At 52.4% G+C, this 8,867-nt stretch carries 9 protein-coding genes; 2 read left to right on the forward strand and 7 right to left on the reverse strand.

Going from position 1 to position 8,867, the window contains the following annotated elements; all coding sequences use genetic code 11:
* The 5 genes from INT22_RS04445 to INT22_RS04465 form a co-directional block, all read right to left on the reverse strand.
* Positions 1-464: dihydrofolate reductase (locus INT22_RS04445; RefSeq protein WP_193067737.1), on the reverse strand; the 464-nt coding region annotated here is incomplete at its 3' end.
* On the reverse strand, positions 461-1,291 hold the full coding sequence (locus tag INT22_RS04450) for a thymidylate synthase (RefSeq protein WP_442311488.1): 831 nt from the start codon (positions 1,289-1,291) through the stop codon (positions 461-463). The genes INT22_RS04450 and INT22_RS04445, both read right to left, overlap by 4 nt.
* Positions 1,292-1,384: 93 nt before the next feature.
* The gene (gene lgt, locus INT22_RS04455) at positions 1,385-2,173 is read right to left on the reverse strand and encodes a prolipoprotein diacylglyceryl transferase (RefSeq protein WP_193060537.1); all 789 of its coding nucleotides are present in this window, start codon (positions 2,171-2,173) and stop codon (positions 1,385-1,387) included.
* 51 nt (positions 2,174-2,224) lie between these two features.
* Positions 2,225-3,022, reverse strand: a complete 798-nt coding sequence (locus INT22_RS04460; RefSeq protein ID WP_193060538.1) for a sulfite exporter TauE/SafE family protein — start codon at positions 3,020-3,022, stop codon at positions 2,225-2,227.
* The gene (locus INT22_RS04465) at positions 3,019-4,185 is read right to left on the reverse strand and encodes a response regulator (protein WP_193067738.1); all 1,167 of its coding nucleotides are present in this window, start codon (positions 4,183-4,185) and stop codon (positions 3,019-3,021) included. Before INT22_RS04465 ends, INT22_RS04460 begins: the two co-directional genes overlap by 4 nt.
* Positions 4,186-4,352: 167 nt before the next feature.
* Here INT22_RS04465 and INT22_RS04470 point away from each other — a divergent pair, with 167 nt between their 5' ends.
* Positions 4,353-5,144, forward strand: coding sequence for an NRDE family protein (locus tag INT22_RS04470; RefSeq protein WP_193060540.1), 792 nt, complete (start codon positions 4,353-4,355; stop codon positions 5,142-5,144).
* On the opposite strand, the gene ptsP is transcribed toward INT22_RS04470, so the two are convergent.
* Complete coding sequence (ptsP, locus tag INT22_RS04475; RefSeq protein ID WP_193060541.1) at positions 5,141-7,402, reverse strand: phosphoenolpyruvate--protein phosphotransferase; 2,262 nt, start codon at positions 7,400-7,402, stop codon at positions 5,141-5,143. The genes INT22_RS04470 and ptsP overlap by 4 nt on opposite strands.
* Positions 7,403-7,542: 140 nt before the next feature.
* Positions 7,543-8,040: an RNA pyrophosphohydrolase gene (locus tag INT22_RS04480; RefSeq protein WP_038486029.1), complete on the reverse strand. Its 498-nt coding sequence runs from the start codon at positions 8,038-8,040 to the stop codon at positions 7,543-7,545.
* A gap of 189 nt (positions 8,041-8,229) precedes the next feature.
* Here INT22_RS04480 and INT22_RS04485 point away from each other — a divergent pair.
* A partial coding sequence (locus tag INT22_RS04485) for a histidinol-phosphatase (protein ID WP_193067739.1) occupies positions 8,230-8,867 on the forward strand: 638 nt, incomplete at its 3' end.

Genomic DNA, 8,867 nt, shown 5'->3' on the forward strand with positions numbered 1-8,867 from the left:
ACTTCCTGCCACTCTTCCATAGAGAGCTCGGGAAAAACAGCATCACCATCGACATCAATATCCACTTCAGTGATATAGAGACGCTGAGCATGAGGAAGCGCTTGTCGATAAATCTCCCCCCCTCCCATCACCATAATTTCTTCGGCGGCTTCAATGGTGGCTTGTTGGTCAGCCAATGCCAATGCTGCTGGTAGTTCATGACATATCCGCACGCCTTCGGCGGCAAAGTTTGTATCACGGGTTACTACAATATTGAGCCGATTGGGCAGTGGCTTACCTATTGATGCGTAGGTTTTGCGCCCCATCACAAGCGGCTTGGCTTGAGTCATGCGTTTGAAGAACTTTAGATCTTCAGGCAGGTACCAAGGCAACTTACCCTCGACCCCAATCACTCGGTTTTTGGCCATCGCCACAATCATCGCTATCGGCACCAGGGGGTCATAAGCATGTTGCTGCTGACTCATACTGCCACCTCCGCTTTAATATGGGGGTGCGATTCATACTCTTCGATGTTGATGTCGTCAAAGGTGAAATCGAACAAATTGGTTACCTGGGGGTTAAGCACCAAACGTGGCGGCGCTTTAGGCGTGCGGCTCAACTGCGACTGAGCCTGCTCCAGGTGATTGCTATAAAGATGGGCATCACCCAACGTATGCACAAACTCGCCAGGCTCCAGGCCAGTTACCTGCGCCACCATACTGAGCAGTAACGCATAGCTTGCAATATTAAACGGCACACCTAAGAAAATATCCGCACTGCGTTGGTAAAGCTGACACGAGAGACGCCCATTGGCCACATAAAATTGGAACAAACAGTGGCAAGGCGGCAATTTCATTTCATCAACTTGACCTGGATTCCAGGCTGAAACAATCAGTCGCCGTGACTGAGGCGTCGTACGAATCTGCTCCAACACCTTAGCAATCTGGTCGACACTACCGCCACTGGGGCTCGGCCAACTGCGCCACTGATAACCATAGACCGGACCAAGATTACCGTTTTCATCGGCCCACTCGTCCCAGATGCGTACGCCATGCTCTTTGAGATACCCGATATTGGTATCACCTTTAAGAAACCACAGCAGCTCATGAATAATAGAGCGCAGGTGCAGCTTTTTTGTGGTTAGCAGCGGAAAACCACGGGAGAGGTCGAAACGCATTTGATGACCAAACACTGAGCGTGTACCAACACCAGTGCGATCATTCCGATCAACGCCTTGCTCCATCACGGTGCGCATTAGGTCGAGATACGGCTGTTCTAGCGCTTCTTTCGGCATGGGCGTTATTGCAGTCACGGAAATTCCAGATTAAAAATCAATTTGGGTAGATATTCTATACGCGTAAGCATCAGGCAGCCAGAAGCATTCCTGCCACTCACTCTTCACTCTTCACAACTTGGCATCAATAGGTTGATTACGCGACCAGGCGATAAAAACGAGGCCTAACGCGATCATCGGAAGCGTGAGCAGCATTCCCATGGTGAACCAGCCAAAGGCGAGGTAGCCAATGTGGGCATCCGGCATACGTACAAATTCAACCATAAAGCGGAAAACGCCGTAGCCTAACAGGAACAAACCCGAGACCAGCCCTCTGGCGCGCGGCTTGGCAGATACCCACCACAGAATGGCAAACAGCACGACACCCTCCAGAAAGGCTTCGTAAAGCGCTGAAGGGTGGCGCGGCTCTGGCCCCATACCAGGAAATGGCATGCCCCACGGTAGTGACGTTACCCCGCCCGGCAACTCATGATTGATAAAATTACCAATTCGCCCAGCGCCTAAACCAATGGGTACCAACGGGGCGATGAAGTCGGCGAGGGTGAAAAACGCCAGTTGTTTACGACGTGCAAATAGCCATGCCGCAAGCAGCACCCCTAATAAACCGCCATGGAAACTCATGCCGCCATCCCATACGCGGAACACCCATAGCGGGTCAGCCGTCCACTGCCCTAGGCCGTAAAACAGTGCGTACCCTAATCGCCCCCCCACCACCACACCAATGGCGCAGTAAAAAAGCAAATCACCGATATCATCTTTTGTAAGCCCAATACGTGGTGCCCGCTTGCATCCTAGCCACCATGCCGCCACAAACCCCACCACATACATTAAGCCGTACCAATGAACCTGCAGCGGGCCAAGTGAAATCGCTACCGGATCGATCGTTGGATAATTAATCATCGAGAATCTCTAAAGCAAACAGAAAGAGAACAGCAGTGTGGCATCAGTGAATTACGCCAATATGAAGCGCAAACCCACCACGGCCAACAGCGTTGCAAATGAAAACCTAAGCACGTTGGCAGGGAGAATATGGGCCAAGCGTACGCCAAGCCGCGCAAAGGGAACGCTTGTTAGCACAATTCCAATAAAGGCTGGCCAAAGGATAAAGCCTGTCGCCCACTGGGGAAGAAGCGGATTCCCCCACCCTACAACAATAAACGTTAACGCCCCAACCGCCGCTATTGGTAAGCCACACGCCGCAGAGGTTCCCACCGCTTGGGTCATGCTTGCACCACACCGTGAAAGCCAAGGCACTGTCATTGTGCCTCCTCCGATACCAAACAGTGCTGATATGGCCCCCACTACGCCGCCGGCAATGGTCATCGAAACTTTTCCCGGTGGCGTACTGCCTGGCTTTGGCGAAAGGCCAACAATCATTTTGGTTGCCAACAGCAATACGAACACCCCGAATAATGTTCCCAAAACGGTGCCAGAAAGGTTGCCAGCAATAAATACCCCCCCGATGGCTCCCAACATAAGTCCGGGCAACAACGCCATGAACCATGGCTTATGAATACTGCCTTTCCGGTAGTGCCCTAATGCTGACGAAGCCCCTGTGATTACAATTGTTGCCAGGGAGGTGCCTACCGCAAGATGCATGATGATGTCAGGAGCAACCCCTTGCAGGCCAAATGCAAAGACAAGCGCAGGCACAATGATTAAACCGCCCCCTACTCCAAACAAACCAGCCATGGTGCCTGCCACTGCGCCTAGCAACAAATACCCTGCCAAAATACTCAATATTGTCATTTATTTTGCACCTGACTATTCGCGGCAGGAACCCATTTGCTAATCATGCTGAGCAGTGTTTCAGGTTTATAGGGCTTGGCTAGTACGTCATCCATTCCTGCGGCGTTATAAGCGCCATGACCAGCATTATCAACGTTCGCGGTGAGAGCAATCAAAACACTGCGCCGCTGACTGCCACTATGACGCTCAAAGTTTCGCCAGCGGCGTGCGGCTTCTAGCCCGTCTAAGGTTGGCATAAAAATATCCATAAACACGAGATCATAAAAAACCGTTTGCTGGCAGTCTAAAGCCTGCTCACCACTACTGACGCCGTCTACATGAAACCCCTGGGTTTCGAGCATTTGGCGCGCAAGCATTAAATTAACAGGGCCATCGTCAACTACCAAGATACGTAGTTTGCGCTCAGAAGCTGGAAGCGGCTGCTCATAAGCATCTGTTTCATTAGCACTTTGCTGAACAAAATTAGTAAGCAGTGCGCGTATATCCGCGAGTCGCTCTCGCACGTGAGTAATATTCTTGTGACATGTTTCTGAATTATCCATCTGTAACATATCGCTCAAATGATCAAACAGATTGTCGGCTTCGCGCTGAAGTAACGTTAGATAACCAGACTTCAAGCGTGACTCTTCCCGCGCACGGTCGCGTCCAGCAATGAGGTGCTTCAACTGTTTTTGCTGGTGATGAAGGTCATCAAGCAAGGTTTGATCGGGTCGGAATGGCCCGCTTGAAGAAGCTAGGTGCTGGACATCCTCACCTGCACGAATGACGTCTGCTAACAGCTGATTGACCATTGCTAAGCGCTTAAGTGGTAGCTCCTCACCGATACCTTTCGCCTTTGAAGGAGCCTGCCCCGCTTTTCGATTAACCAATGTGGCGGCATGGCGCTCTAACTCAGCCAACTCTTGCATGAAACGGGTGTCTTTTTGCTTTGCGCGACTCTTAACCAGCATCAAAAAAACACCGACGTTCAAACAGCTGCCTAGTAGCAACGCGAGGGTCAACCACAGAGTGGTACTCCACGATGTTTGGCTGGGGGAGAGCCCCCAGACCACCAGCCCTACCAGCACACAAAGCAGTACCAAGGCCGCCTGAATGAGTAAAAGAGGCCACAGAACAGGCCAGACAATCGCATTCCAGAAGTGCTCTCGCTGATAGCATTGCATAGTGTGTGCGCCTTCCTAGGTGGCTTTTTAAACATTTCGCCTTAACATGTTGGCAGTCATAGCATGGCTGAGCATATTTATATTAATGTTAAGTGTATGTCTACGCCTCAATACTGCCATGCCACACTGACTGATTGAGGTCCTGTTACTATTCGTGAGCCTTACTTATGTGTTTAATCACCTTCTCTTGGTCCCCTGGCTCGTCAATACCATTACGCTTGGCAGGCAACCGAGATGAATTCCATCAGCGGCCTACTGCACCTCTTGCTCACTGGGGAGAACACACCGCCTTACTGGGAGGGCGCGACTTGGAAGCCGGGGGTACGTGGCTAGCCGCCAATTCACAAGGCGTTGTTGCAGCGCTGACCAATGTGCGTGACCCCGACCTGGCGACACCCACTAACGCGCCGAGCCGAGGCGAACTTGTTGCTAGCGTTTTACAAAGTGACGATGTGGAAGCATGGCTTAAAACACAGGAGCGCACGACCGCACATCGTTATGCCGGATTTAATCTTTTGGTTGCGACACAACACCGCATGTGGCACCTGCACCGTGGCCGTCATGGGGTAGCGCTTAATAGCGTGCCCCCGGGAGTACATGGCTTGTCAAATGCAACCCTGAATACCCCCTGGCCAAAATTAAATCTGGTTCGCGCCGCCTTGTTAAATAGTAATGACGAACAGTGGCAGGCCGCGACGCAATTTGCGCTGCATAACCCTCAAACCGCACCTGATGAGCAGCTACCCGATACGGGTGTCGGCTTAACGCTGGAGCGCCAGCTCTCCTCCGCATTTATTGTTGGCGAACACTACGGCACTCGTGCAACCACTTGGCTAACGCTAAACAACCGGGGAGAAGTGGAGATAACCGAACAGCGGTTTGGACCACTCGGTCGTTTTGAGGGAGAAACCACATTGATAGCACCACGCCCCCAGTCTCTATACCAGCCCCAGCACTAATCTCGCGGCGGCATTAAGTGTGAAAGCTGCCACTCATCCATACGCTGATTAAGATGCTCATGTACTAATGCTGGAGTATCCAGGTCCATGATCTCTTTAAGCAGCGTTTGTGCATCGTGCATCGGCACTCGGCGGATAGCGGCCCGCACTCTAGGCAGACTAGGAGCATTCATAGACAGGCTGGTGAATCCCATGGCCATTAGTAGCAGCGCACCAGCAGGGTCACCCGCTAATTCCCCGCAAAGCGATATAGGCTTTTCTAGCCGAGTGGCATCCTGGGCGAGTTCTTGCAGCGCCCCCAGCAGCGCCGGGTGCAACGCATCGTACAGGCTAGATACGCGAGGATTGTTACGATCCACCGCTAGCAAATATTGCGTAAGGTCGTTACTACCCACCGAGAAGAAATCGACCCGCTTCGCCAGCGCATCCATTTGATAAATAGTGGCAGGTACCTCAATCATAACGCCCACTTTAGGCCGTTTGACGTCAATACCTTCTTCGCCTAACTCTAAAATGGCACGATCCAGCAGACGAATCGCTTCATCCACCTCTTCCACATTGGTAATCATCGGGAAGAGCACATAGAGATTATTCAAGTCATGCGATGCTTTCAGCATCGCACGCAGCTGTACCATCAATACTTCTGGGTGATCGAGGGTTACCCGCATTCCCCGCCAACCCAAGAATGGATTAGCTTCCTCAATGGGAAAATAGGGAAGGTCTTTATCGCCACCGATATCCAGCGTTCGCATGACTACCGGTAGTGGCGCAAAGCCCTCTAACTGCTCTCGGTACATACGCATTTGTTCTTTCTCACCGGGGAAGCGCTCAGTAATCATAAACGGCACTTCGGTGCGGTATAGGCCTACGCCGCCGATTCGGCTTTTCAGCAATGCTGAGGCATCAACCGCCAGCCCGGTATTTACCATCAGCGGCATGGCATGGCCATCCGGTGTTTCGCTGGGCAGGTCTTGTTCGTGCTCCAGCAACTCACTCAGTGCTGCTTCTTCAGCAATCAAGCTTTCGTAGCGAGTTCTTAGCTCTGGCGCTGGCCGCACAAACAATCGCCCTCGGTGGCCATCAATCACTACCGGGGCGCCATTTAAGCGCGGCAGCGGGAGATCCATCATCCCAAGCACCGTCGGAATCCCCATAGCCCGAGCAACAATAGCAACATGCGAGGTACTCGAACCACGTACGGATACCAAGCCCTTTAGCTTGTCCCTTGGCACCTCTCCCAACATGGCAACGCTGATTTCATCACCTACTAAAATGGCGTTTTCTGGGTAGGTTTCTGGGGTCGAAGGCGTGTCTTCTTGCAGATGAGCCAACACACGACGACCAAGATCGCGAATATCCGCCGCACGCTCACGTAAATAATCGTCGTCTACGCGTTCAAGGTATTGCACATGGCGGCGCACGACATCGGCTAACGCACCAGGTGCCCACTGCCCTTCACGAATACGCTTTTCCACTTCTTCAGAGAGCGCCGCTTCGCCAAGCATTTGCTGGTAAACGTCGAATAACGCCAGCTCTTGGGAAGAAATACGGTTAACCAAGCGCTCTGCCGCTGCGCGGATTTCATCGCGTGTTTTGCCAATGGCTTCTTTTAGCCGTGCGACTTCATAGTCTTGATCGCTGGGAATAAGGTCAGGCACGCTGTTTAGGTCAGCGGGCGGCGTAATCACTACCGCTTCCCCCATCGCCATTCCTGGAGAAGCCGCCACGCCTTTAAACATAGCTTGGCCACCCGGCAGCGCAGGGCGAGCAAGGTTACCGGTAGCGAGTGCGTGAGCCAGCACACCTGCCAACTGAGCAGCCATAGTGACCAGAAAAGCTTCATCTTCGTCGTCGTACTGACGTTTTTCAGCTTGCTGTACGACCAAAACGCCCAGCATGAGGCGCTGATGGATAATCGGCACCCCTAAGAAGCTTGAGTAACGCTCTTCGCCAGTTGCTTCAAAATAACGAAAGTGAGGGTGGCTTTGCGCATCTTCTAAATTAAGCGGTTCGCTGCGCTTAGCCACTAGACCTACCAAACCTTCGCCTAGCGGTAGCACAACGCGGCCTACCGCTTGCGTGCGAAGGCCAATCGTCTCCATCAATACAAGCGACTCGAGCTCCTTATCGTATAAATAGAAGGAGCACACATCCGTCTGCATGGCCTTTCGTATGCGGCGTACCATCGTTGACAGCGCGGCGTCGAGGTTCCGTGCGCCATTCACTTCTTGAATAACGCGTCGCAGCACCTCAAGCATGGACGTTTTCCTATTCACTATTATTTGCCTCGCTGAGGGATTTTCGGCCAACTGTCACTATGTCCTTCGAAGCGTCGCCTTTGAACTGTTTCTTTTGAACAGTTTACCTAGAACAGCTTCCTAGAACAGTGGAGCGCACGTTATCCATCGTGATCTTGTTGCGCCAAGCGCTGAACGCGAGGAGAGAGCTCCCGTAGCGCGCGCCGATATACCTCTCGTTTGAACGGCACCACTTGCCCCAGTGGATACCAGTAACTTACCCACCGCCAACCATCGAACTCGGGTTTAGGCGTTGCCGTCATACAGATTCGGTTTTCTTGGCAGCGAATCTTGAGTAAAAACCACTTCTGCTTCTGGCCGATACAAACCGGCCGCGAGTGGGTGCGAATCATGCGTCGTGGCAGACGGTAGCGCAGCCATCCCCGGGTACAGGCGACAATATCGACATCATCGGCGGTTAGACCGATCTCCTCAAAAAGCTCACGAAAAAGCGCTTGATGTGGTGTTTCGTTTGCCTTGATGCCTCCCTGGGGAAACTGCCACGCGTTTTGCCCTACACGACGCGCCCAAAGCAGCTGCCCCTGGCTGTTGGCAATAATGATGCCAACATTGGGGCGAAAGCCGTCAGCGTCGATCACGGACATCACCTTATAAATTTTCAGTTGTCCCCATTTTTCCACAAGGGAGACAAGCGTATCAATACAATATCACCCTAAGTGGTTAAACCATGGTGACTCTGCGATAATCCGCCGCTTTGCAAACCGTTACTGACGTTCAGTACTGAGCTAACGAGCAGCACAATTAACCAACACCATAAGGGGAGCGCCGTGAGTCTGGCCATTTTCGATCTGGATAATACGCTGATATCCATCGACAGCGATCATGCCTGGGGCGAGTTTTTGCTCGAACAGGGGGCAGTTGACCCAGTTGCCTACCGCGAGGCCAATGAGCGCTTTATGGCGGATTACAATGCGGGCACGTTAGACATGGCGGCTTTTTTGGAAATGGCATTGAAGCCACTGGCTGAAAATACGCCGGAACAGTTAGCCGCTTGGCATCAGCAGTTTATGGTCAGCAAAATCGAGCCGAATATCTTGCCTAAAGCAGAAGAGCTGCTGGCTCGGCACCGCACGAAAGGCGATACGTTACTGATCATCACCGCCACTAATCGCTTTATTACTGCCCCCATCGCTAATCGTTTGGGCGTGGACGACTTGATTGCAGTTGACCCAGAAATAGTAGACGGCCGCTATACCGGCCGAGTAGCGGGCACACCCAGCTACCGCGAAGGCAAAGTGACTCGCTTAAAGCAATGGCTTGAGGGCCAAGAGTTCACCATGGATGGCGCATGGTTTTACAGCGACTCTCACAACGACCTTCCCTTACTTGAACAGGTAGAACACCCGGTTGCCGTCGACCCCGATGATACCCTGCGCAAGGTGGCCGAAGAACGCCAATGGCGCAT

The sequence above is a fragment of the Halomonas sp. 3D7M genome (genome assembly GCF_014897885.1).
GTDB lineage: Bacteria > Pseudomonadota > Gammaproteobacteria > Pseudomonadales > Halomonadaceae > Vreelandella.